A 22,102-nucleotide genomic window follows, 5' to 3' on the forward strand; every position below is an offset into this window, starting at 1 on the left:
CCCCCGCAACCGCCGCACGACAATGGCCTGTTCTGAACGCGAGGCGAAGCCCCGTTCGCCTCGGTGACCGACGGGGGCGACCGTCCCGTCCGCAGGTACCGTGCCGGCGCCATGCCACGGTCACCTTGAGGCGTCCCTCACCCCCTGACTTGGAGACCTTGGCTCCCCCGGCCCGTCATCGGTCACCTCCCCGACCAGGAATCCGTCACCGTTCACCGCCGGAAACCACAGTGACCTCCTCATGTTGCTCCCCCCTCGCCTGCCTGCCGCGCACCCGTTCGGGCCGCACGGTGGATGACCTGCGGCCGTCTTCCACTGCAGGGGCATTGCAGCCACCATGGAAGCGCGCCCAGAGCCGCCAAACACCATGTCAGGGGGGAACCACGTATGGCAGACCCTGCGAAGGACTTCCGTTCCGACCTTCTAGATCTGTCTGGGCTCTCTCTGGCGGAGCTGCAATCGAGTGACGATCCTGCCCTGCGACGCGCGTTGAGGGAGATGAACGTCAAGGCGGCCCTGGCCTTCGGAACGCTGGTGGGAGACAGCCAGAGCGACGAGATGAGATTCGCCCGGGGCAGGCGTCCGGACGAGTGCGGGCGGTGACCGCTGGGCCGTTGGACGTCCACCGGGTGTCTCGGGACTCGCTCCGGGACATAGCGGCGGGCCGTGCGAGCGAGGCGGACCTCCGCCTGTTGGGTGCCGCTCAGCGCAGCCAACTCCTCCTGGTGCTGCGTGCTTTGCTGGAACACGACGACAAGGCGGTGCGGCGCGGCCGGCACGCCGGCGTCCTGTCGGGCCGGACCGCCTGGAGCCTGCTGTGCACGGCCGAGGAGCGGTCTCCGGAAGCGGTGGAAGCCGTCCTCGCGGATCCCACCGTCATGGCGTGGGCACTGCGCCTGCTCCGCCGCGTGGGCGGCACCGCCGAGGGTCCGGCGTCCGCCGCCCCGCTCTGGGCCGATCTCGGCCAGTTCCATGCGCTGGCCGCGGCGGCTGCCCTGCGCGCCGGGGTTCCCGGTGTGCTGCGGGTGCCCGCACACCGGGGCATGATCTGGCTCCCCGGCGCGGGAATGGCGGGTCCGGTGGCACGCCGCCGGTGGTCCGAGGCCGAGATCCGGGTGGACCGGAAGGGCGCCGTCGCGGTCGGGGAACTGGCAGAGGTACGGCTGCCGGCTTCCCGCCTCCTCGCCTCCGAGGCGCCGGGCTGGCGTCCGTTGCGGGCGGTGCGCGGCTTCGCGCCCACCGGGGACGGCGCCGCGGGACCGGGGCCGTGGCTGGACACGGTGAGTCCCTACCGGGACTTCACGCGCTACCCGCGGTCGCCCGACCGCTCGGGCGATGAGCGGCTGCGCGTCTGGGAGGCCCGGCTGGCCGGCGCGTACGCCCTGCTGGACCGGGAGTGCCCGGCGGAGGCCGTCGCGCTCAGGACCTTGGTGCGGGCCCTCGTGCCGCGCTCGTTCCGAGGCGCGCGGGGAGCGCTGGTGGCCAGTGCCTCCTCGCTGGACGCCTTCGGCGCGGTCACCCTGTCCCTGCCCTCCGACGAGACCCAGACGGCGGCCGTCCTCGTCCACGAGTCCCGCCATCAACAGCTCAACGCCCTGCTCGGCCTGGTGTCCCTGGTCCACGCCCCCGAGAAGGAGAAGGAGAAGGAGAAGGAAGGGGAGGGGGAGGGGGAGGAGAAGGAAGGGGAGGGGGGCGAGGACGGCGGCGAGCCGAAGGCGCAGCGGCTCTACTACGCGCCGTGGCGCAGTGATCCCAGGCCGGTGCACGGCCTTATCCACGGATTGTTCGCGTTCGCCGGTGTCGGGCGGTTCTGGCACGCACATCGCAGGCACGTGACGGGCCCGGAGGCCCGACGCGCGGACTTCGAGTTCGCCGTGCTGCGGGAGCAGTTGCAGGAGGCGGTGACGGCGCTGCTGCCCGGCGAGAACCTGACGGGGGCAGGTGAACTGTTCGTCGGCGAGATCGCGGACCTGGTCGCCACCTGGCAGGACGACGAAGTGGCCGCCGGGCCGGCCGCACTGGCCCGCGATTACTGCACGTTGCGGCGTGCGGTGTGGCGCGCGCGGCACCTGGAGGTTCCCGCTCCGGTGACGAATCGTTTGGCCGAAGCCTGGATGGCCGGAGCCGCTGCTCCGGCCCTGCCGCCCGCAGAACTGCGTCCGCGCCCCGACCTGATCCGTCTCGACACCTACGGACCGCTGGCCAGGGTCCGGCTCTCCGCGCCGGACACCTTCGACCGTCGGCGGCTACGGGAGGACAGGGACGGAGAGCCCGCGCTCAGGGCCGGCTACGCCGCCGTCGCGGGAGACACCGAGCGGGCCGCGGCCGCGTACGCGGAGTGGGCGGCGCAGGACCCCGGGGACCCCGAGGCATGGATCGGCGCGGTGCTGGCGCAACCCGAGCATGCCAGGGGGACAGGTGCCGCTCTGCTGCTGGACCGTCCCGAGGCGGTAGCCGGTGTCCGCCGGGCGGTCGCCGCGGCCGGAGGAGACGTGCCCGCCCCCGCCGAACTCGCCCAGTGGCTGGGCGGGGCCGGCTCCTAGAGGGAGAGCAGGTCGATGTCTCCGTTGGCCCGCAGCCCCCTTTCGGCGTCGAGTGTGGCCGGGTGGGAGGGGCCCAGGCGTTCGCGGTACTGCTCCAGCGTCCTGGCGTACAGACGCTCGCTCTCCTCGGCCCGGCGCAACGCCTTCAGGTCATGGCTCAGGTTGAGTCCCACGGCCAGGTTCGTCGGGTGGTTCTCACGCGGTCGCCTCGACTCCTCCGCCACGGCGTCGTCGAGATCGTGCGCCTCTTCGATGCGCCCCAGAGCGAAGTAGTCGCTGGCCAGGTTCATACGGGCGAGCAGGGTGCGGGGGTGCCCGGAAGAGAGTTCGAGGGTGAGGCCCTCGACCGATTCCGTGTCCAGTTCCAACGCGGCTTCGGGCTCTCCCAGCAGACGCAGTGTCACCGCGAGGTTCATGGCGATGGCGTAGCTGTGGGGATGTTCCCGGCCGTACTTCTCGCGGTGCATTTCGAGCATTCTGTCGCTCAGGGCGCGCGATTCCTGGAGCTTGCCGACCTGCCGGAGGTCGTTGGCGTGGCTGACCGCGATCAGCAGATACTGGCGGCTGGTGGCGCCGAGGGTTTCGTCGGTCAGTTCCAGGTACTTGCTGGACAGCGCGTAGGCGCCCTGGTGGTCGCCCATCTTGCGCAGTGTGACGCACCGGTTGCGGTTCACCAGCGCCACGAACCGGTGCTGTTCGCCGAGGCTTGCGGTGACTTCCGCGGCCAGCGCCTCGTACCCCTCGTTGGCCTCCTCGTAGCGACCGACCTCCTGCAGGTCGAGGAGGTAGGCCTCCCGCGTGCCCAGCGTGTTGATGTGGTCCTCGCCGAGCACCTCGATCCGGCGCTGCCAGGTGTCGTAGTCGAGGTTCAGGGCGTCCTCGGCGTTGCCGGCCAGCCGGAGGCTCACGGCGTAGTTGTGCGCGGCGAGGAGGGTCGCCGGGTCGTCCCTGCCGAACTCCCGAGCGCTGGTCTCGAAGACCCGCTGGTCCATCTCCCGGGCCTCTTCGAACTTCCCCCGGGTACGGTGGTGGATGGCCATGTAGCTCTGGGCGCGCAGGGTGTTCTCGTGTCCCTCGCCCAGGGCCCTGCGGTACCGCTCCACGAGGTTGGACTGCAGCCTGTAAGCGCGCTGCAGGTCGGTCTCCTGCTCGCGCAGCGTCTCGGCGATCTGCTGGTCGATGGCGAGGATCTCCTCGTGATCCTCGCTCAGGTCCGCGCGCCAGATGGCCGCTGCCTGCTCGCCCAGGGCGAGGGATCCCTCGTGGTCGCCGCGCGCCCGCAGGAACCGCACCTCGTTCAGGACCAGCCGACGTGTCCAGCCGTCCTTGCACCGCACCGCGTCGGACGCCCTCAGGTGGCTGAGCAGCGACGAGTACCGAGGCCAGTAGACGGATCGCTGTGGGTTCCGCGGATCCGCGTGGGCCAGGAGCTGATGCGCGGCGTGCCGCATCGACTCCTGCTCCTGCGGGTTCATCTGCTCGATGAGCACCCGCTGTACCAGCCGGTGCATGAGGACCGTGTTCTGACGGTGGTCGATGCGGGCCAGGGCGTACCGCCCGATCTCTCGCACGGCGCGGCCCAGTCTGACCGGATCGTCCAGTGTGGACTGCAACTCCGGAGGAACCGAGATACCGCGCACCGCCGAGAAGAGATCCCAGTCGATCGGCTCGGGAGCGAAGAACGCGCAGACCTGGAGCAACTGCAAAGCGTCCGGCCGGCTCTCGCGCAGCCGCTCCAGGGACACGTTCCATGCCGCCGCCACCGACCGGTTGTAGTCGCTCGGAGGGTCCGACTGCATCAACTCCGTGAAGTTGCGCTCGTACACCTCCAGGTACTGCTGCACCGGCATGCCCGTCTCGGCCAGCCAGACCGCCGCCTGCTCCACCGCCAGAGGCAGGTCGCCGAGCGCGGCGGCCAGATGGTCCACGGCGTCGTCGGGCAGGTTCTCGCTGCGGCGACGCAGCAGGGCCACGCTCTCCTCACGGGTGAAGACGTCGACTTCCAGGGAGCTGAAGTCGGTGGACCAGTGGGAGTTGCGAGATGTCACGACGATGCTGCCTGGTCCGTTGCTCGGGAAGTATTTGCGTACTGTGCGGGGATCTTCCGCATTATCGAACACCAGTAGCCATTCGGTGTACGGGTGACCCTCACGCAGGGCATTCAGCACGGTCGGCACCGCGCCCACGTCCGAGCCGGCTTCCAGGCCCATCTGCTCGCCCAGTTCGATCAGCGACTGGACGATCTGGCTTTCCTGTTCCGCCGGGATCCACCAGACCAGCCGGTATTCCCGGTTGTGCCGGTAGAGGTACTCGATGGCGATCTGGGACTTGCCCACCCCGCCCATGCCGTGCAGGGCCTCGGGCAGGACCGCGGCGACGCCACCGCGCAACCGCTCCCGCAGCCGGTCGAGCAACGCCTCCCGCCCCGTGAAGTTCCGGTTGCGTTGGGGGACGTTGCCCCAGAGGCGGGGCGGGGAGTTCGGGGGCTGTGCACCGGAGGCAGCGAGGGAGCCGGGGGACACGGTTTTGCCTCCTTGTCGCGGGGCGTTGGGTACGGGCAAAACACCGATGGGCGGTGGCGCTGCTGGTGAAGTCCCCGCGAGGGGCCGGATGTTCGTTGGTTCCGCGGGCTGAGGCGTAGGCCCGTAATCTAGCGCGCCCTCGGGGGGTATATTCAAGTTTGACCGCATTTCGGAGTGTCTGTAGCCTGATCCTTTTATTTGATCCGGTGCGGCTTGGGCGGCAGGGGGCGCGGGTTGCCCGGCCGGCCCGGGCTCGCTGCGCTGCAACAGACGGCCAAGCTGGTTGGCTCGCGCGAGATAGGGCCCCGAGACCGAGCACAACGCGGTGTACAGATGGGCCACGAACGGACGGGTCTGTTCCGTCATCGGCGGGTCCGGGGGATCTCCCTCCGGCGCCACGAGCGCGTCCCCGCCCTCACCCCAGAGCGCCTCCAGCCTCGGCCCGACATACCGGCGGACCTGGCGCATCGCGCGCAGCGTCTCGGAGCGGGAGCCGAGGGCCAGGAGTTCCTCCCGTACCCCCTCCGGGAAGTCGTACGACACGCGATGGACGGCCTCGGCCTCGGGGGTGTCGTCGACGCGGCGCACCAGGCCCAGCAGCATGATCTCGGAGAGGTTCCAGGGCTCGGACCCGGGCTGCAGCTCCTGGAGCAGCCGCATGACGGGGAGACTGAGCGCGGCCGCCGCGAGCCGCTGCGCAAGGGTGTAGGCGGCGGGGGAGGCCATTGCCCGAAAGCGCCGCACGGCGGTGGCAGCGCGTTTCGCCCGCAGCTCCACGGAGGACTCGGCGGGGCGCGCCTCGTCCGCCTCACCGCCGAGAGGCTCGGTCACCGGGTCGGCCAGTTCCCCGGTCGTCGGGCCGACCACCGCGGACCGCAGATCCCCGTCGGGGGCGGTCCACAGGGTCGCCAGGGTGTGCCCTTCGTCGCCGCTTGCCGCGGCCACCAGACGGGCCCAGCGGTCCAGCGCGTTCGGCCGCAGTTCGAGGACGGGCACCGGGATCGCGTTGTCCCGGCCGGGTCCGCCGGCCGTGGGTGACCGCGGGTCCAGAGGGTCCGTGCCCGGGCGCTTCCAGTCGGCGTCGTAGGCCCGGTTGGGGACGGCGGGTGACGGGGCCTGTAACCGGGTGCGGGTGACCGTGGGCAGCGTGAGGTCCCACAACTGCTGTGGGAGCAGGCTCAGTACGGCGACGGGGGAGGACCGGCCCAGCCGGTTCAGCACCGAGGCCGCACGGCCGGTCCGCCAGACGCTGTGGCCGCCGTCCGTGACGGCCAGCAGCAGCTGCCGGCCGTCGGAGTGGACCTCGGCCGCCGGCAGGCCGGTCGGCGTACCGGCGGCGAGGTCCCAGGGGACCGTCCGCACGGTGCGGAACGCCGCCGTGTGCTCCATCAGTTCGGCGAGCCGGCGCGTCGCCGGGGCCCACAGGTCCATCGAGCGGCACGTGTCCACCAGCAGTAAAAGATCCAGCCGGCGTTCCGACACCGGTCGGCACACCGGCGTCCACACCCCTGCCGCGGCGGCCTGCTCGGCGGTCGCCTCCTCGTCCAGTTCGACCTCGTAGGGCGAGTGGTGGGTCAGGCGCAGCGGACGCAGCGATCTGACGAGCCCGAGGCCGTCGGCCGGCTGGGGCGACGCCGGCCACCCCGACGGCCCGGGATCCGTCCCCGCCTGCCGGCGCAGGGTGTGCAGCGGACGGGACGGGAGCGGGCTTTCCGGTACGCGCGCGCCCAGCTCGGGGCGGGGACCGGCCGGGCGCTGTTCTCCGGTTTCCGCGGGGGCGTCAGGTGCGGGACCGTCCTGCTCTTCGGGCCGGGTGTCCTGTCCTTCGGGTGGGGTGTCCTGTCCCTTGGGCGGGGTGTCCTGTCCTTTGGGCGGAACCCGCTCGGCACGTCGGCGCCCGGCCTGCCGTAGGCCCTCGCCGCGCTCCAGGGCGGCTCGCCCCGGCACGTCGAACCGGGGCACCGCGGCATCCTGATACGCCGCCAGGTACAGGGCGTCCGCCAGTTCCGACCAGTCCGGCATGTCCTGGTCCGGGGCAGAGGTGAATGCCCCCTCTGCTGATACGGAGGGGGCCGGAGGCTCAGCGGACGCCGCCGTCATCCGGTCCTCGATTCCGCCCCCGCCCCGTCGAGCCGGTGCCACAACGCGTCCACGAGGTCCTCCAACGCGCTCTCGTCGCCCAAGAAGCGCCCCGAGGTCGCCACGAACGCGGCGTTGAGCAGTTGGTCGATGGCGAGGCCGCCGCGTTCCCGGCTGCTGCGCAGGAACTGGTCGATCAGGCCCTCCGCCGCCGAGATCCCCGATGCCGCGGACCCGGCCCGCTGCAGGTGGGCCGCGACCATGCCGACGAGTTGCGGCCGGTCGGGATCCGGCATCTGCAGCCGCAGACACCGGCGCAGAAAGGCCGGCGGGAACTCCCGCTCTCCGTTGGACGTGATCACCACGACGGGGAAGGCGCGGCACTTGACGACGCCTTCGACGATCTCGGCGTCGCGGCCGGGGTCGTCGATCCCGACGGTCACCTCGGGGTGCTGCCGCCGGGCCCGCACCAGTTCGGGGATCCGGAACTGCCCCTCTTCGAACACGCTCAGCAAGTCGTTGGCCAGATCCTGGTCGCTCTTGTCCAGCTCGTCGACCAGAAGCACCCTCGGGACCTCGTACGGCAGCAACGCCGTACCCAGTGGGCCGAGTTGGAGGTAGTCGCCGATCCCGGGAAGCTGTTCCTCGGCCTGCTGCTCCGCCCCGGTGACGGCGGTGCCACCCGCCGGGTGGAGGGTGTGCCGGGCCGCCGAGTCCTGGACGCGGCCGATCGCGTCGTACTCGTACAGGCCGCTGCGCAAGGTGGTACGGCTGGTGATGTGCCAGCGCAGCACCCGGCCCAGCCGCAGCTCCCTGCTGATCCGGTACGCGAGTGACGACTTGCCGGTTCCCGGACGTCCTGTGACCAGCAGCGGCCGACGCAGCACCAGGGCCGCGTTCACCATGTCCACTTCACGCCTGAGCTGGTCGGAACCAGTGGATAACGCGCTGATCCGCCCCAGCCGACGCTCGATCTCCTCGTCGTCCGACGGGGGCGGAGGCACGAGGGGGCCACCCGTGAAGCGGCGCCAGGGCGGCGGCTCGGGCAGCAGGTCGCTGACATCGTCGTAACGGGGCTGACCGGTGCCGTGGTAGAACCACCAGCGGTGGTCCGCTCCGTGCGGCCCCGCAGTGCTGCCGTCGGGCCCGAAGGCACTCTTCGGGTCCGGAGCCGTCGTGCCGCCTTGCACCGGTGCGTCCTCGCCCGGACGCGTCCTCTCGCTCTCACCGTCCTCTGGCAGCATCTCGTCCCTCCCCTCCCCCCTGTGCGGAAGACTCCGCCGCTTCGGCCCGCCCGCCCGGAAGGCGGTAGGGGTCGTCCCAGAGCACGGCCGCGTAACGGCCGAGCGATGAAACGCCGTTCATAGCAGGATCCTCGCCTCCGGCCGCAATGCGCAACGACCTGACTTCGTCAGGTAACCGGTGTATGCGTTTGCCCTCGGCCAGTTTTAGCAACTCTCTGCGGAAGACGGGGTCGATTCCCCCACGCCGGTCCCAGACCACGATCGGCACGCCGGCCCGGAGCGAGGCGTCCAACTCGTCGCTCCCCGCGCCCGTGCCGCCCTGCTCGCCCGGCGGTTCGCTGAGGACCGCCATCACCGGGTGCGGCTCGGAGAGCAGCCGGTCGGGGTGCTCGTCGGGGAACCAGTGGACGGGGCCCTGGCCATCGGGTTTGAGGGCGTCCCAGCGCTTGAGCCAGCGTCCATGCGTGGCTCTGCCTTCCACTCTTTCGAGACTGCGCAGCACCACCGGGTGGTCCTTCCCCAGGGTGGCCTCGGCCTTGCCGAACGCCTTCTTCGCCCAGTTCTCGACGTCCAGGTGCATCAGATCCTTGGAGAGTACGAACTCCAGTGCTATGTCTTCGCGACACAGATAGGCCCATCCGGTCTCGGCCTCGTGCACCAGTGACTTCACCCGCTCGGGCAGGTCGGTCTCGTCGACCTCCAGATCGCCGCCCTTGACCGGATACGGGTTCGGGTCGCCGCCGTTCCGCCACCAGTAGGTCAGCTGCCGCCTGCCCTCGTGCTCGGAGTAGAACAGCGGGCGCAGCCGGATCAGCAACCAGGTGGACGGTGCCCAGACGGTCTCCGCGCCGCCCCCCACGCCGTCCCCCGTGCCGTTCGCCGGCAGCGGCAGCGGCAACGGCAACGGCTCCGGACCGGGGCGGTCTGGAGGGCCGAACTCCGTGTGGGAGCGGGCAGGCGGAGGAGCCTGGCCCCCGCCGGCGGCCGGCCACGGCCCGTCGGGTCCGGCCGCGTCGGCGGGATACGCCTCGGGTCGGTCCCGGTGCTCCGCGACCCAGTCCAGCAGGTCCTGCCGTTGCTGTCCCTCCGCGTACCGCGCCAGGTGCTCGACGAGAAGGACACAGGGCAACGGCCGGCCAGGGCGTGCGTTGAGATTCGCGGCGTACAGCACCGCCGACCAGGGTTCCTGGTAGTGCGCGGGCAAGGCGTCGGGGCGGTCCCCTACGGCCTCGCGGAAGACCCGTGCGATGTCGAGCACGTCGAGGCCGCCGAGGAGGATCATCAGCCGTTCCCAGCTGCTCCCGTCGAACAGCGGCACCTCGGCGATCGCGATCGCGGCGCGCAGCCGTGCCATCGGGCGGGTCTCTCCTTCCAGCGCCGAGACCACGATGCCCAGCGCCTGCAGGCCCTCCGGGTGCGGCATCACCTCGCGGAGCAGGATCAGCAGTGCGTTGCGCGGGCGGCCGGTGCCGGGCAGCTGGATCCTGATCCGCAGTGCCCGGCCCACATGGCGCGCGCACTCGTGCAGCATCGCCGGATCCTCGAAGCACGAGATGGCTTCCAGCGCGTCGACCAGCACCTTGGGCGGCCCCCAGGAGCCCTGGGCGTCCGTCATGACCGGCCCCCTGCCGGCCGCGAACCGCCGTCGAGCAGCCGCACGGCCCGCCGGACGCCGGTCGGCACCACGCCGGGCAGGACCAGGAGCCCGGAGCCCCTGACGACTCCCTGCGGTGACAGGACGCGCACTCTCCCTAAGGCCGGGCGTCCTGCCGTGTCCCCCTTGACCACTGTCATGTCCCTTCCCCCGCGCGAAGCCGTCGACGGACGCCCCCACGAATGAACCAGCGTACGGAGCGCACGCGTTTGACACATCCGACGTGCGCACCCCGGAGTTTTACCGGCCGGGGCTTTCGTGAACCATCCGGCGTCGTCGCCGTGCAGGAGCCGCCCGGTGATGCCCGCTGATGCCCGGTCATGTCCGGTGAGAGGAAGCCGGATGCGCGCTGCGCGCATCCGGCTCCGCGGCCCTGGCCGCCGCTCCGCCATGACGGCTGATGCGCCCGTGACGCCGGAGACCCCCGGAACTACAATCCCCGCGGGGAAGACGCGTCCGACTGACGTGACTCAGTTGTTCGACGGAATGGACGCGATGGAACGCCTCCGGGCTCGCAGGATCGTGGGGGCGGTTCCCGGGCAGGCCCCTTCCGATGTCCGGAAACGGCTTGTCCCGCCGTTTCCGGAGCCGTCTCCCCGTCTGTGGGCGCTTGTCGGGCTCGCGCCCGCGTCGGCGAGCCGCGTCGCGAGGGCGACGGAGTGGCTGGGGCCGGTGCTGGTCGCCGTGCTGGCTGGGGCGATCCGGTTCTGGCGGCTCGGCCGGCCGCGGGAGGTCGTCTTCGACGAGACCTACTACGCCAAGGACGCCTGGTCGCTGCTGCACCTCGGCTACGAGGGCACCTGGCCGGACCGCAAGATCGCCGACCCGGAGATCCTCGCGCATCCGCAGGTGATCCCGCTCTCCGACGCGGGTTCCTTCGTCGCGCACCCGCCGACGGGCAAGTGGGTGATCGCCCTCGGCGAGGGGCTGTTCGGCCTCACCCCGTTCGGCTGGCGCTTCATGACGGCGTTGCTGGGCACGCTGAGCGTGCTGCTGCTCTGCCGGATCGGGCGCCGCCTGTTCCGGTCCACCTTCCTGGGCTGCCTGGCCGGCGCCCTGCTGGCGGTGGACGGCCTGCATGTCGTGATGAGCCGTACCGCGCTGCTGGACCTGGTCGTGATGTTCTTCGCCCTGGCGGCCTTCGGCTGCCTGCTCGTCGACCGGGACCGGGCGCGGGCCCGGCTGGCGGCGGCGCTGCCGGCCGACGCGGACGGCCGGGTACGGCCCGACGGCGACACCGGTGACCGTGCGGGAACGGGATGGCGGCCCTGGCGGCTCGCGGCCGGCCTCTTCCTGGGCCTGGACGCCTCCACCAAATGGAACGGCCTCTGCTTCCTGGCCTTCTTCATGGTCCTGACCCTGCTGTGGGACGTCGGCGCGCGCCGGGTGGCCGGAGCCCGGCACCCGTACCGGGCGGTGCTGCGCAGGGACCTCGGCCCGTCGCTGTTCTCCCTCGCGCCGGTAGCCGTCGTGACGTACCTGGTGACCTGGACCGGCTGGTTCCTGTCCGACGACGGCTGGGGGCGCCACTGGGCGGACGGCCGGGGCGGCCCCTGGTCGTGGATCCCGGCCCCGCTGCGCAGCTTCTGGCACTACGAGTACCTGGTGTACCAGTTCAACGCGGGGCTGCACACACCCCACAAGTACCAGTCGAATCCATGGAGTTGGCTGGTCCTCGGCCGCCCCGTGCTGTTCTCCTACGACTCGCCGCAACCCGGCGAGGACGGCTGCCACACGTCGTCCGCCTGCTCCCGTACGGTCCTCGCCCTGGGCACCCCGGTCCTGTGGTGGGCCGCCTGCTTCGCCCTGGTCTATCTGCTCTACCGCTGGGCACTGCGCCGCGACTGGCGGGCCGGCGCCATCCTGTGCGCGGTGGGCGCCGGCTACCTGCCGTGGTTCCTGTACCAGGACCGTACGGTCTTCTCCTTCTACGCGGTCGTCTTCGTGCCGTACCTGTGCCTGGCCGTGGCGATGATGATCGGAGCCGTACTGGGGCCGCCGGGCGCGACGAAGCGGCGCCGGCAGACGGGCGCGGTGGCCGCGGGCGTGCTGGTCCTGCTCATCGCCTGGAACTTCGTCTACTTCTTCCCGATCTACACCGGGCAGACCATCCCGTACTCCGGCTGGCAGGCCAGGATGTGGCTCGACAGCTGGGTCTGAGGGCGGTGCGGTTGCCGGCGCCGACGTGGGCCCGGACGGCCTCCAGAGCGGGGGCACCGGCGCAGCGGCGTCACGGCAGCCCTCGCCCGCCCCAAGGGACTGCTCCGGCCGGCTGCCGCGCCCCGGTTGCCCGGCTCGCTCAGCGGGCCGTCGCGACGAGTCGCCGTAGGGCGGCCTGGGCCGGCGGACCCCAGCTGGGCTTGCCGCCGGGGCGGCCGCGGACGCCGGCCTCGCCGACGAGGATCCCGCCGAGGGCCTGCCGTACGGCCCAGCCGCGGGCCCGGCGCAGGGTCGCCGCGTTCGGGGCCGGCCGGTAGGCGTCGAGGAAACGGTCGGCGGCGCCGTCCGGGAGCAGCGCCCAGGGGGCGGCGAGGTCGCGGGCCGGATCGCCCGCGCAGAGGTCACCGAAGTCGATCACGCCGCAGAAGGTGCCGTCCGCGGTGAGGACGTTGGCGGGATGCAGGTCGCCGTGGAGCCACCGCGCCGGACCGGCCCACGGGGGCGCGGCGACGGCGTCCTCCCAGACGGCGCGGACGGCGTCCGGGTCGGGGATCAGCCCCATCTCGGTGGCCGAGGCGAGGCCCGCGACGAACTGCTCGGTGTGGGCCTCCAGCGGCCCCCCGTTGCCGTCACGACTGGCGGGCACCCCGTCGGGAGCGGGCCGGTGAAGGGCCGTCAGGAACGCGGCCAGGACGTCGGCGGCCTCGTCGCCGCGCGTGACGGGAGCGCGGTCGGCGGGCGCACCCGCCACCCAGGTGGTGACGATCCAGGGCCGCGGAAACCGGGCGGAGGGCTCGCCGAGGCGTTGCGGGACCGGGACCGGCAGGGGAAGACGCGGGGCGAGACCCGGCAGCCAGGCGTACTCCTTGCGCAGCAGGTCGTCGGCGGACTGTGTCGCCCACGGCAACCGGACGGCGAGGTCGTCACCGAGCCGCCACAACTGGTTGTCCCACCCGCACGCACCGAGCCGCACAGGACGATCGGCCAGATCGGGATGCTGCTCGCGCAACAACTCCCGGACCAGCTCAGCGGTGATCTCGATCTCGGCGAGGGCCATGTGGGGCGACGCTAGCAGCACGCGGGCCGACCCCGCCCTTCTACGGTTCGGAGGTGTCCGCCGCCGTGCGGCAAACCTGGGCGGGTGGAGGTCGCCCTCCGTCTGGAGACGGACCACCCGCCGTCCCCACCAGTACCGGTAGCGAATCCCGGCTCCGATCCGGCGCCGCAGGACTCGTCGCAACTCGTGGGATCTCCCGGGGTGCGCGCCCCAGGCTGCTCAAGTCGCCCCCGGTACAAGCCAGATGAGACGCCCGAGTACGATCACCGCGAACTCGCTCTGTACCCCTCAGCACCCCTCATCGGCGCGATGGAGTTGCCATGACGACCACCCCTCAGCCGTTTCAGTCGGTCGACACCAGCAGGGCACACCCTGCGCGGGTCTATGACTGGCTGCTCGGCGGCAAGGACAACTACCCGGTCGACGAGGCGGTCGGCGAGAAGCTGCCGGCCGAGGCGAGGGACGCCGCCCGGCAGAACCGTCAGTTCATGCACCGCGCTGCCGCGTGGCTCGCCACGCAGGGCGTCGATCAGTTCCTGGACATCGGCACCGGAATTCCCACCGAGCCGAATCTCCACCAGATCGTGCAGAACGTGGTGCCGTCGGCCAAGGTCGTCTACACCGACAACGACCCGATCGTCCTGCGGCACGCGGAGGCGCTGCTGATCAGCCGTCCCGAGGGGGTGACCGACTACATCCAGGCGGATGTGCGCGACCCGGAGGCGATCGTCCGGCACGCCCGGCACGTCCTGGATTTCGACCGCCCGGTCGCGCTGTCGCTCATCGCGCTCATGCACTTCATCAGCGACGAGCAGGGCGCCCACGACATAGTCCGCGCCCTGGTCGAGACGCTGCCGTCGGGCAGCCATCTGATCCTGTCGCACGCCGCGTCCGACCTTTACCCGGACCTCGTCGAACAGGTCGTCGCCGAGTACGCCAAGGGCGGCATCCAGCTCGCCTTCCGCACCCGCCCGGAAGTGGAGCGGTTCTTCGACGGCATGGATCTCGTGTCACCCGGCCTGGTGACGGCGACGGAGTGGTTCGCCGCCACCCCGGCCCCGGAGCCGGAGGGCAGCGGCATCTACGCGGGCGTGGCCCGCATCCGCTGAACCAGCGCGAGGTCGGCCGGAGGTCCAGCTTCGGCCGAAGGTCCCGCTTCGGCCGAAGGGCAGGCTTCGGCCGAAGGTCAGGCTTCGGCCGAAGGTCAGGCTTCGGCCGGACGTAGGGGCAGTGGTCGGCTCTCTTGTGGTGATCGACGACCTGGCGGCCTCACGCCTGGAACTCGGTGAGATCGATGGTGTGGACGTGCAGCGGATAGCCGTGCACCGGGTGCGTCGTCTCCCGCTCCGGCACCATGCCGAGCTTGCGGATGACGTTCTCGGAGGCGTCGTCCCCCGCCCGGCTGATGCTGATGACGCGGTCGAGGCCGCGGTCCTGGAGCGCGAACTCCAGCGTGGCGTGGGCGGCTTCGGACGCGTATCCCTGGCCCCAGAACTGTGAGCCGAGCCGCCAGCTGATCGCCACGGCGGGCAGTACCTCAGGCAGGAACTCGGGCACGGACAGACCCGTGAAGCCGGCGAGTTCCCCCGAAGCCAGCAGCTCGACGGCGAAGAGTCCGAAGCCTTCCTCGTCCCACTCCTCCTCCCACTGCTCGATGGCTTCCGCCGTCTGGTCCAGGTCGCGCACCGAGCCGTCGTCGATCCAGCGCATGACCCGAGGGTCCGCGTTGATGTCCGCCATGGACGCGAGGTCGTCGTCATGCCAGCGACGGAGGAGAAGGCGGGGTGTGTGGATCTCGGTCATGGCGCTCATCCTGCCGAAGGCGACGGCGACATGGGTAATCGGCGCCAGCCCGTGCGGCCGCTCCGGGACGCCCCTGACCTCGGATGCCACGAAGACCGCTGACAGAACCCCTGAAACCGGCCAGGGCCGCTCTTGGCTCCCCAGCGGGCCGGCGTCGGCGATGTGGGTCGGCCCGTCGCGTGCCCGGCGGCGGTTCCGGTCCGCGCCGGGCGCGCCGGTGGGCGCGGTCAGCGTGCCGCGGTGAACAGGCTGTTGAGTACCGGATAGTCGATGGCGTGCCCCGCTGACTTCCGTTGCTGCACGAGCTGGAGACGCATTCGACTGAGCGCATCGCCGAAGCCCGCCGGCAGGTTGTGCTCGGCGAGGTCGCGGGCCTGGTCGAAAACTCAGGGACCGACTCAGCGAGTGGCACGAACCACCAGCGACGCGAGCTGCTGGCCCGCTGCCTCGTCCAGTGGTGCGTGGTCGAGCAGCAGCCGGTACCACAGAACGCCGTACACGATGTCGATGAGGAGCTCGGGGTCGATGTCGGCGGCGATCTCTCCGCGCGCGATCGCCCGGTCGAGGAGTTCGCGCAGCGCAGCGCGACGGCTGAAGAGGAAACGGTCCCGGAACGCGACAGCGAATACCGGATCGAGCAGGGCCTGGGCCATCAGCCCGATCAGGACCGGACGCTGGCCGCGCTGGCGGAACGTGCTGCGCAGGAACGCCGTCAGATCGGCGGGCAGTGAACCCTCGTCCGGGACCGTGATCCCGGTCTCTGCCAGGTCAAGCATGGCGTCGAGGACGACATCGGCCTTGGATGGCCACCAACGGTAGATGGTCTGCTTGCCGACGCCGGCACGGGCGGCGATGCCTTCGATATGTTCGCCATCCAGCGCGGGCAGGTGACAGGTTCGATCACGCTGATCTCCGCCTCCACCGCACGATCGGCGCTGGCCGGAACGGTGGCCTTCGCCGCGGTCAACGGCGCGATCGAGCGGATCGTGTCACCCCTGGCCGCCGAACTCGCGCCGGTTCGGATCAACGCCGTCTCGCCGGGCGCCATCGACACACCCTGGTGGTCTTTCCTGCCGGAGGAACAGAAGCAGGCCCAGTTCGCGGCTGCCGCCGACACTGTGCCGGCCAAGCGGATCGGCCACCCGGCGGACGTCGCCGACGCTGTCCGCTACCTCATCGGCGCAACCTACGTCACCGGCTCGATCCTGCCCGTCGACGGAGGATTCACTGTGGCCTGACGCCACCCAGGTCGCCCGAGAGCGGCGGCGGACCCGCTGAGAACCGATCGGTCACCCGCATCAGCTGAGCAGCATGGCCCTCCCGGTCGTTACGGGGAAGGTCATGCTCTTGCTCGCTCAGTCAGGGCGAAGCCCGAAGACCCCGCCCGCTACCAGCGAAACCCCGGCTCAGGGCCACACAAGGCAGTACGGCTGATGCCCCGCCTCATGCAACCGATGGCTGAAGTCCTGCCACTCGTGCAGCGAATGGGAGCGGGAGGGGGCTGACCTGGGGTTTCGCAGGGGAATGGGCGTTGACCTGGGAAAACTCTGCTCCGTAGTTCTCACAGGTCAACGCCGTTTCCCAGGCTCATGTGCCCTGGATGTGCCCTCGCGGCCCTCTCACCAGAGGGCGCCCTGCTCGGCCGACGGATGGGTGGGGGGCATCGTCGCCAGGCTCACTCCCCTGGAGCAGAACGCACTCTCAGCAGATATACACTCAGGATATATCTGCGGTGTATGGTCCTTGCATGAGTGTTCCTCTCACCCTGTTGGGGCTGTTGGAGCGTGAGCCGAGCCACGGCTATGACCTCAAGCGCGACTACGACGCCTTCTTCAACCGCGGCAAACCGTTGCCATACGGGCAGGTCTACACAACGCTTGGCCGGTTGGCGCGGGACGGGAAGGTCATGGCCGGCGAGGCGGAGCCCGGGGTCGGCCCCGAGCGCAAGCGCTACGTGATCACCGAGGCGGGGGCGACGGAGTTCGAGACCTGGCTCACCGAGCCGGTGGCCCCCGAGCCCAATCTGCAGACCGTGCTGTTCACGAAGGTGGTGCTGGCCCTGATGCTCGGCCGCGACGCCCAGCAGTATCTCGACACCCAGCGGGCCGCCCACCTGCAGCGGATGCACGAGCTGACGAAGCTGCGCCGCACCGGCCCGATCATCGACGCGCTGCTCGCCGACCACGGCCTGTTCCACCTGGAGGCCGACCTGCGATGGATCGAGCTGACCACGGCCCGGATGGATACGCTGGCAGCGGCGGTGCGCACATGACCGCCCTCATCGAGGCCCGCGACCTCACTCTCTCCTTCGGCGAGACCCCCGCCCTGCGCGGCGCCAGCCTGGCCGTCGAGGCCGGCGAGGTGTTCGCCGTGATGGGCCCGAGCGGCTCGGGCAAGTCCACCCTGCTGCACTGCCTGGCCGGCATCCTCACTCCCGACTCGGGCGAGGTGCACTTCGACGGACGCCGCATCGACACCCTGAACGAGGCCGAGCGCAGCGCCCTGCGCCGCGACACCTTCGGCTTCGTCTTCCAGTTCGGCCAGCTCGTCCCCGAGTTGACCGCCGAGGAGAACGTCGCCCTGCCGCTGCTGTTCTCCGGCGTGCGCCGGGCAGCCGCGCTCGCCGAGGCCCGGCCCTGGTTCGCCCGGCTTGGCCTGGACGGCCTGGAGCGGCGCCGCTCCGGGGAGTTGTCGGGCGGTCAGGCGCAGCGGGTGGCTCTGGCCCGCGGTCTGGTGGCCCGGCCCAAGGTGCTGTTCGCCGACGAGCCGACCGGGGCGCTGGACTCACTGACCGGCGAGCAGGTGATGGACCTGATGGTGGACGCGGCCCACGAGGAGGGCACCACCATCGTCCTGGTGACCCACGAGCCCCGGGTCGCCGCGCACGCCGACCGAGAGGCCATCGTCCGGGACGGCAAGGCCAGCCTGCTCATGACCGGACGGATCGCCTCATGATCGCCTTCGCCTTCCGCCTCGCGGTCAGCGGCGGCCGGGAGGCCCTCGCCCGGCTGGCCATGATCGCCGCCGCGGTCGCCATCGGGGTCGGGCTGCTGCTGTCGACCTTCGCCAGCATGAACGCCGTCGAGCGGACGAACCAGCGGCAGGTGTGGCTCGACACCGGCGCCGCGACTCGTACCGAGCAGGCGTCGGCGGACCCACTGTGGTGGTGGCCGCACGACGACTACTACGACGGCAAGTCCCTCACCGAGGTCGACGTCGCCGCGACCGGCCCGACCTCGCCCGTCCCGCCCGGCCTGACGCACCTGCCGGCGGTCGGCGAGTACTACGCCTCCCCCGCGCTGGCCAAGCTGATCCGCGACACCCCGGCCGACCAGCTGGGCAACCGCTTCCCCGGGCGGCTCGCCGGCACGATCGGCGACACCGCCCTGGCCTCTCCGGACTCGCTGACCGCCGTCATCGGCCGTACCCCCGCCCAGATCAAGGGCGCACCTGGGGCGAGAGCGGTCACCACCATCGCCAGCACCCGGCCATCCGTCTGCGACAACGAGTGCTGGGACAACGCCGTGCGCGGCGACGCCATGACGCTCATCTCCTCCGTGGTGGCCGGGGCACTGATCTTCCCGGTACTGATCTTCATCGCCACCGCGACCCGCCTGTCCGCCGCCACGCGAGAACAGCGGTACGCGTCGATGCGGCTGGTCGGCGCCACTCCCCGGCAGGTGTCGCTGATATCGTCGGTCGAGTCCGCGCTGGCGGCGGCCGCCGGGACAGTGATCGGCTTCGGGCTCTACGCCGCGCTGCGCCCGCTGGTCGCCACCATTCCGCTCACCGGGCAACAGCGGTTCTTCCTTTCGGATCTGACGCTCAGCGCCCCGCAGGCCCTCGGCGTCGCCGTCGGCGTGCCGGTGGCGGCGGCAATCGCGGCGCGCCTCGCACTGCGCCGGGTCACCATCTCCCCGCTCGGCGTGACCCGCCGGGTGACCCCGCGCCCGCCGCGCGCCTGGCGGCTGATCCCTCTGCTGGCGGGCCTGGCCGAGCTGGCGTACTTCGTCTTCGCCGGCCGCCGCCCGGCGACCGGGAACGGCCAGACGGCGGCCTACCTCCCGGGCTTCCTGGTGGTGATGCTGGGCCTGGTGATCGCCGGGCCCTGGCTGACCATGATCGCCGCCCGGGCGGTGGCCCGGCGCACCCGACGCCCGGCCGCCCTGATCGCGGTGCGCCGGCTCGCCGACGACCCGAAGGCCGGCTTCCGCGCGGTCAGCGGCCTCGTCCTGGCCCTGTTCGTGACCACCGCGACAGTCAGCATCATCGGCACCATCAACGACTACCGCGGCACCCTGGGCGGCGACCGGCAGACCCGAACCGTGGTGGAGGTCGGCGGCGACGGCGATGCGCCGCTGGCCGGGGCCATCCCGACACGGCTGCTCACCGAGGTGCGGGCGATCCCGGGCGTGCGGGGCGTGGCGGTCGTCCACGCCAACCCCGACGGCGTCGGCAAGGTGGTGAACCGGCGAGTCCACCCGGGTGATCCCGGCCCGGACGCGCCGGCACTGGTGACCTGCTCCGACCTGGCGCAGATTCCCATGGTGGGCCGCTGCCCGGCCGGGGCGAGCGTCACGGCCGTCGACTTCTACGCGTTCGTCAGCCTGCAGTCGCACCCGAGCTTGCCGTGGCCCGCCGCCGCGATCAGCACCGCAGCCGTCGCCAAGCTGCCCGTACAACTGATCTACGTGGCCAACGATGGGTCGACAGCCGCCATGGAACGCGTACGGACCCTGCTCACCATCGCCTACCCGCACCAAGAGGCCCGCACGGTGGGCGACTGGGGCACCGACTTGCAGCAGGAGCTGGCCGGTTGGCGGCAACTGGCCAACGTGGTGCTGCTGACCACCCTGCCGATCGCAGGCTGCAGCCTGGCGGTAAGCGTCGTCGCGGGCCTGTCGGATCGCCGACGCCCGTTCGCGTTGCTGCGGCTCACCGGCGCGCCGCTGCCGTTGTTGCAGCGGGTGATCGGCTTGGAGAGCACCTTGCCGCTGCTGGTGGTGACCGCAATCTCGATCGGTACGGCCTTCGCCGCCTCCGCCCTGTTCCTGAAATCCCAGATGCACTACGACCTGGTGTCGCCGGGCGCGGCGTACTACGCGCTCATCGCCCTCGGCCTCGTCACCTCGCTGGGCATCATCGCCTCGACCCTCCCCCTGCTCAAACGCATCACCGGGCCAGAGGCCGCCCGCAACGGCTGACACGCCAACTCCCCGCTACGGCCCCGGACACCCCTCCAATCGGCGTCCGGAGCTGATGGAGCACTCGGCAACACGACAACGGTTGTCTCTGAATCCACAGCCAGGAGCCTTGATGATGTACGTCCCTTCAGGCCATCCGTCTGGTCGGCGTCGGGAACCTCGGCCCGATCACGGCAGTGTCCTGCGGTGAACATCCTCGAAGAGGTCTTCCTTCCGAGCGCCCGCCACGTTCAGGACGAGCGACAGCGTCTGGAGTGGATGCGCGACGACGAAGGCGAGGGCCATCCCTACCGCGGGCCGATCGACCTCGACAGCGGCATCGTCCACATCAGGATCAGCCCGAAAGCGGCCGCCTCGGCGGAGCAACGTCGAGGACCTGACGCGAGGTCATGACGATGCCACGCCACACCCAGCGCCACGGGCTACAAGCCCGGTTCCGACCAAGAAACCCAGACTCGGGAGGATTCATGACCATCACGGCGTCCAACAGCCGAAAACCAATGACGCGCCGCCGCATGCTCGGGGCAGCGCTGACCGCTGGGCTCGGGTCTGCCGTGCCGCTCGGCGTCGCATCCCGCGCGTGGGCGGCTCCGACCGCCTCCGGCCCGGCGCGACTCACCCTGCCTCCGCCCACCGGACCGCACGCGGTGGGCACGGTGGCGCTCCACCTCGTCGACACCTCACGTCCGGATCCCGTGGCCGGCCCGGGGCATCACCGCGAGTTGATGGCCGGCGTCTGGTATCCCGCCCGCAGGGCGGAGAACCTGCCGCGCGCCCCTTGGATGACCGAGGACGCGTTACGGGCGTTGCTGACAGACGCCGGCTTCCCTCTCGACCCCGCCCTCGGCCCGCTTACCGCCGGGCACCTGGGCGCACCCGTGCGCCGTACGGGCCACCGCCTGCCCGTCATCGTGTACTCGCACGGCTCGGGCAGCCACCGTGGCGACCACACCATCATGGTCCAGGAACTTGCCAGCCACGGCTACGCCGTGGTCACCGTCGACCACACCCACGACACGTTCACTGAATTCCCCGACGGCCGGGTGCTCACCCCGGGCAACGTTCCGATGTTCCCGAGGGACTTTGCCGCCGACCTCCGGTTCCTGCTCGACTGCGTGGAGGGGCTCGCCGCCGGGCACAACCCCGACGTCGACGGCAAGCCACTGCCCCCGGGCCTGCTCGGCGCTCTCGACCCGCAGTGCATCGGCGCGTTCGGGTGGTCGAAGGGCGGCACCGCCACCGCGCTCACCATGCTCGCCGACCGGCGCGTCACGGCCGGGCTCAGCATCGACGGCCCGATGCAGCCGACCATCACCGCCGACCTGGACCGGCCGTTCATGATGATGACCGCCGTGTTCACCCGGGCCGCCATGCCGGACGTCGCCGAGTTCTGGAGGCACCTTCGCGGCTGGCGGCTCAACATCCAGGCCGACGGGGCCATCCACAACTCATACGGCGACAACGCGACGCTCATCCCACAGGCAGGCAAGATCCTCGGCATGACCGACCAGCAGATCCAGGACTGGATCGGCACCCTCGACCCGGCCCGGTCGGTACGGATCCAACAGGCATACCCGCTCGTCTTCTTCGACCTGCACCTGCGGCACCGTCGAGGGCATCTGCTCGACGGCCCGAGCGCGGCCTTCCCAGAGGTGAAGTTCCTTCCATGAAGCCGTGGACCGCGGCGAAAAGCTGCGGTGAGAACCGCTGTCCCGTCGAGCAGAACCCCGTCCGGAAACCTTCCCAGCAACTCCCTCTGGTCAGGCGCCGACAGCACAAGCCTCGGCACGTGGGCGCGGGAACGCGTCCCAGACCTGTCCGTCCAGGGGATGGGTA

Annotated in this window: 15 protein-coding genes and 1 pseudogene; 9 read left to right on the forward strand and 7 right to left on the reverse strand. The window is 71.1% G+C overall.

Annotated features, from left to right (window positions below; genetic code table 11):
• Window positions 1–599: 599 nt before the first annotated feature.
• On the forward strand, window positions 600–2,543 hold the full coding sequence (locus AB0D59_RS12950; protein WP_362564275.1) for an HEXXH motif-containing putative peptide modification protein: 1,944 nt from the start codon (window positions 600–602) through the stop codon (window positions 2,541–2,543).
• Here AB0D59_RS12950 and fxsT read toward each other — a convergent pair.
• The 3 genes from fxsT to AB0D59_RS12965 all read right to left on the reverse strand — a co-directional run bounded on the left by fxsT (window position 2,540) and on the right by AB0D59_RS12965 (window position 10,003).
• Entirely contained in the window at window positions 2,540–7,087 is a 4,548-nt protein-coding gene (gene fxsT, locus AB0D59_RS12955; protein ID WP_362564277.1) for an FxSxx-COOH system tetratricopeptide repeat protein, read from the reverse strand. The genes AB0D59_RS12950 and fxsT overlap by 4 nt on opposite strands.
• A gap of 74 nt (window positions 7,088–7,161) precedes the next feature.
• Window positions 7,162–8,388 (reverse strand): MoxR family ATPase, encoded by a 1,227-nt coding sequence (locus AB0D59_RS12960; protein WP_362564278.1) that lies wholly within the window; start codon window positions 8,386–8,388, stop codon window positions 7,162–7,164.
• The gene (locus AB0D59_RS12965) at window positions 8,369–10,003 is read right to left on the reverse strand and encodes a hypothetical protein (RefSeq protein ID WP_362564280.1); all 1,635 of its coding nucleotides are present in this window, start codon (window positions 10,001–10,003) and stop codon (window positions 8,369–8,371) included. The genes AB0D59_RS12960 and AB0D59_RS12965 overlap by 20 nt, the downstream gene beginning before the upstream one ends.
• 534 nt (window positions 10,004–10,537) lie before the next feature.
• Here AB0D59_RS12965 and AB0D59_RS12970 point away from each other — a divergent pair.
• Entirely contained in the window at window positions 10,538–12,202 is a 1,665-nt protein-coding gene (locus AB0D59_RS12970) for a phospholipid carrier-dependent glycosyltransferase (RefSeq protein ID WP_362564282.1), read from the forward strand.
• Between the two features lie 139 nt (window positions 12,203–12,341).
• On the opposite strand, the gene AB0D59_RS12975 is transcribed toward AB0D59_RS12970, so the two are convergent.
• Window positions 12,342–13,259 (reverse strand): aminoglycoside phosphotransferase family protein, encoded by a 918-nt coding sequence (locus AB0D59_RS12975; RefSeq protein WP_362564284.1) that lies wholly within the window; start codon window positions 13,257–13,259, stop codon window positions 12,342–12,344.
• Between the two features lie 320 nt (window positions 13,260–13,579).
• Here AB0D59_RS12975 and AB0D59_RS12980 point away from each other — a divergent pair, with 320 nt between their 5' ends.
• Window positions 13,580–14,368 (forward strand): SAM-dependent methyltransferase, encoded by a 789-nt coding sequence (locus AB0D59_RS12980; RefSeq protein ID WP_362564286.1) that lies wholly within the window; start codon window positions 13,580–13,582, stop codon window positions 14,366–14,368.
• 160 nt (window positions 14,369–14,528) lie between these two features.
• On the opposite strand, the gene AB0D59_RS12985 is transcribed toward AB0D59_RS12980, so the two are convergent.
• The 3 genes and pseudogenes from AB0D59_RS12985 to AB0D59_RS12995 all read right to left on the reverse strand — a co-directional run.
• On the reverse strand, window positions 14,529–15,062 hold the full coding sequence (locus AB0D59_RS12985) for a GNAT family N-acetyltransferase (protein ID WP_362564288.1): 534 nt from the start codon (window positions 15,060–15,062) through the stop codon (window positions 14,529–14,531).
• 398 nt (window positions 15,063–15,460) lie between these two features.
• Complete coding sequence (locus AB0D59_RS12990; protein WP_362564289.1) at window positions 15,461–15,838, reverse strand: TetR-like C-terminal domain-containing protein; 378 nt, start codon at window positions 15,836–15,838, stop codon at window positions 15,461–15,463.
• An 18-nt stretch (window positions 15,839–15,856) separates the two neighbouring features.
• Window positions 15,857–15,949, reverse strand: a pseudogene (locus tag AB0D59_RS12995) (TetR family transcriptional regulator); the annotation flags it as partial.
• On the opposite strand from AB0D59_RS12995, the gene AB0D59_RS13000 reads away from it, so the two are divergent.
• The 6 genes from AB0D59_RS13000 (at window position 15,926) to AB0D59_RS13025 (ending at window position 21,936) form a co-directional block, all read left to right on the forward strand.
• Window positions 15,926–16,300, forward strand: a complete 375-nt coding sequence (locus AB0D59_RS13000) for an SDR family oxidoreductase (RefSeq protein ID WP_362564291.1) — start codon at window positions 15,926–15,928, stop codon at window positions 16,298–16,300. The pseudogene AB0D59_RS12995 and the gene AB0D59_RS13000 sit on opposite strands and share 24 nt — an antisense overlap.
• Window positions 16,301–16,809: 509 nt before the next feature.
• A complete protein-coding gene (locus AB0D59_RS13005) occupies window positions 16,810–17,334 on the forward strand; it encodes a PadR family transcriptional regulator (RefSeq protein WP_362564293.1) in 525 nt (174 codons plus the stop codon).
• Window positions 17,331–18,017: an ABC transporter ATP-binding protein gene (locus AB0D59_RS13010; RefSeq protein ID WP_362564295.1), complete on the forward strand. Its 687-nt coding sequence runs from the start codon at window positions 17,331–17,333 to the stop codon at window positions 18,015–18,017. Before AB0D59_RS13005 ends, AB0D59_RS13010 begins: the two co-directional genes overlap by 4 nt.
• Window positions 18,014–20,266 carry an FtsX-like permease family protein gene (locus AB0D59_RS13015; protein WP_362564297.1) on the forward strand — a complete coding sequence of 751 codons (2,253 nt, stop codon included), beginning with the start codon at window positions 18,014–18,016 and terminating at the stop codon, window positions 20,264–20,266. The genes AB0D59_RS13010 and AB0D59_RS13015 overlap by 4 nt, the downstream gene beginning before the upstream one ends.
• A 186-nt stretch (window positions 20,267–20,452) precedes the next feature.
• Complete coding sequence (locus AB0D59_RS13020; RefSeq protein ID WP_362564299.1) at window positions 20,453–20,659, forward strand: DUF6191 domain-containing protein; 207 nt, start codon at window positions 20,453–20,455, stop codon at window positions 20,657–20,659.
• A gap of 74 nt (window positions 20,660–20,733) precedes the next feature.
• A complete protein-coding gene (locus tag AB0D59_RS13025) occupies window positions 20,734–21,936 on the forward strand; it encodes an acetylhydrolase (RefSeq protein WP_362564301.1) in 1,203 nt (400 codons plus the stop codon).
• Window positions 21,937–22,102: the final 166 nt, after the last annotated feature.

Source organism: Streptomyces sp. NPDC048417, assembly GCF_040651615.1.
In the GTDB taxonomy this organism is placed as follows: domain Bacteria; phylum Actinomycetota; class Actinomycetes; order Streptomycetales; family Streptomycetaceae; genus Streptomyces.

What these genes read in the sequence shown, in the direction of transcription:
- fxsT (WP_362564277.1), bottom strand. Translation starts at nt 7,087, where the DNA reads ATGCCGGACTGGTCGGAACTGGCGGACGCCCTGTACCTGGCGGCGTAT.
- AB0D59_RS12960 (WP_362564278.1), bottom strand. Translation starts at nt 8,388, where the DNA reads ATGCTGCCAGAGGACGGTGAGAGCGAGAGGACGCGTCCGGGCGAGGAC.
- AB0D59_RS12965 (WP_362564280.1), bottom strand. Translation starts at nt 10,003, where the DNA reads ATGACGGACGCCCAGGGCTCCTGGGGGCCGCCCAAGGTGCTGGTCGAC.
- AB0D59_RS12970 (WP_362564282.1), top strand. Translation starts at nt 10,538, where the DNA reads ATGGAACGCCTCCGGGCTCGCAGGATCGTGGGGGCGGTTCCCGGGCAG.
- AB0D59_RS12975 (WP_362564284.1), bottom strand. Translation starts at nt 13,259, where the DNA reads ATGGCCCTCGCCGAGATCGAGATCACCGCTGAGCTGGTCCGGGAGTTG.
- AB0D59_RS12980 (WP_362564286.1), top strand. Translation starts at nt 13,580, where the DNA reads ATGACGACCACCCCTCAGCCGTTTCAGTCGGTCGACACCAGCAGGGCA.
- AB0D59_RS12985 (WP_362564288.1), bottom strand. Translation starts at nt 15,062, where the DNA reads ATGACCGAGATCCACACACCCCGCCTTCTCCTCCGTCGCTGGCATGAC.
- AB0D59_RS12990 (WP_362564289.1), bottom strand. Translation starts at nt 15,838, where the DNA reads ATGCTTGACCTGGCAGAGACCGGGATCACGGTCCCGGACGAGGGTTCA.
- AB0D59_RS13000 (WP_362564291.1), top strand. Translation starts at nt 15,926, where the DNA reads ATGTTCGCCATCCAGCGCGGGCAGGTGACAGGTTCGATCACGCTGATC.
- AB0D59_RS13005 (WP_362564293.1), top strand. Translation starts at nt 16,810, where the DNA reads ATGAGTGTTCCTCTCACCCTGTTGGGGCTGTTGGAGCGTGAGCCGAGC.
- AB0D59_RS13010 (WP_362564295.1), top strand. Translation starts at nt 17,331, where the DNA reads ATGACCGCCCTCATCGAGGCCCGCGACCTCACTCTCTCCTTCGGCGAG.
- AB0D59_RS13015 (WP_362564297.1), top strand. Translation starts at nt 18,014, where the DNA reads ATGATCGCCTTCGCCTTCCGCCTCGCGGTCAGCGGCGGCCGGGAGGCC.
- AB0D59_RS13025 (WP_362564301.1), top strand. Translation starts at nt 20,734, where the DNA reads ATGACCATCACGGCGTCCAACAGCCGAAAACCAATGACGCGCCGCCGC.